Below are 1,393 nucleotides of genomic sequence, written 5' to 3' on the forward strand. Positions count from 1 at the left end.
CAGGGTCATTGCGTGATCGAGATCTGTCCGGGTTCGTCAGGTGAGGCCGAGGGCCTGTAGGGGCCGGTGGTAGTCACGGCCGGCATGGCGGACGGCGGCAGCGATGTTGGTCCGTCCGTCCTGGCGGAAGATGCCGATGGCGAGGTTGCGCAAGGAGGCCATGGCCCGGGGCAGGGTGCCGGTGCGGACCTTGGAGTCGTCCTCACGGAACGTGCGGTCACGGACGTGGTGCAAGAGGTTCTCGATGCCCCAGTGGCCCCTGATCCAGGTGGAGAGCTCTGCGCTGGTGGCGTCGAAGACGCTCAGGCTGGTGATCAGGTAGACGCGCTCGATGGTCAGTTTGCCGGTGCTCATCTCGCGCCGCCACCTGACGACTTGGATCGCCTGGCGGGCGCCGGGGTAGTCGAGGTGGGCGAACGCGGCGGCCTTGAGTCGGCGGATTTCGTCGCGGTGATGGGCCCGGGCACGGGTTCGGTGCCCGAGGGGGATGTCCTTCCATGGCAGCTTCCTGACCTGTTCGTGCAGGCCGGGATGGTTCTTCTTGACGACGGCCAGGTAGTGGGCACCGCGGCTTGTCAGGTAGGTGCCGTGACCGTGCTGAGTGTGCAGTGCATCGGTGGTCAGCACAGCATCCTCCAGGTCGAGGGGGTCCAGCAGAGGCTGGAACGAGGGGATCTCGTTGCTTTTGGAGGCGACCTGCCGCTGGGCCAGGACCACGCCGTGGTGCTCCATCGCGGCCAGCAGCCCGATCGCCGCGGCGGTCCTGGTGCGCGAGCCGCGGACCACCTTGCCGTCGACCGCGATGACCCGTCGCACCGGCCTCTCCCCTGCTGGCAAGGGCCCAGGTGCCGCTCTGGCCTGCAGGTATGCGCTGATCGCCGTGTCCAGTGCGTCACCGTCAACGCGTTGCAGCAGACGCCGCACGGTGGCAGCGTGCGGCACCGGCCGCAGCCCGGTGAACGGGTCGAGGCCGAAGCCGAGGGCGTCCAGTACCTGTTGCGGGGCATCCGTGATCCATTCGCTGATCGCGATGAGCGAGCGGGCCCCGGTCAGCACCGCCGCGACCGTCGCGCACAACACCGCGAGGACCGGATACCTCCGTCCCCGCCTGTCACGGGGATCGGCGACATGGATCAGGAATCGCCGCAGGTCAACGACGTCGTCCGGGACAAGGACGACAGCCTGGGAGCCCAGTTGTTCCAGCGCGGCGGGGATGGGCGATGATGTTCGGGCAGGCACGGTCTCGCTCGGTTCTCATGGGTCTCGACAACCACATGATCACCAGCACCGTGCCTGCTCTGCTGTCCGAGTTCCCTTACCGCACACCGGACATGACGTCACGTCACGCACGAACCCGGCGAACCCGACCAACCTCGACTACGCAATGCCCCTG

Annotated in this window: 1 protein-coding gene; it reads right to left on the bottom strand. The window is 67.6% G+C overall.

Translation table 11 applies throughout. The annotated features are described in order from the left end of the window. Positions 1-36: 36 nt before the first annotated feature. Positions 37-1,239, bottom strand: coding sequence for an ISAs1 family transposase (locus ACWFR1_RS40355; protein ID WP_453561101.1), 1,203 nt, complete (start codon positions 1,237-1,239; stop codon positions 37-39). Positions 1,240-1,393: the final 154 nt, after the last annotated feature.

It is taken from the genome of Streptomyces sp. NPDC055103, assembly GCF_053607625.1.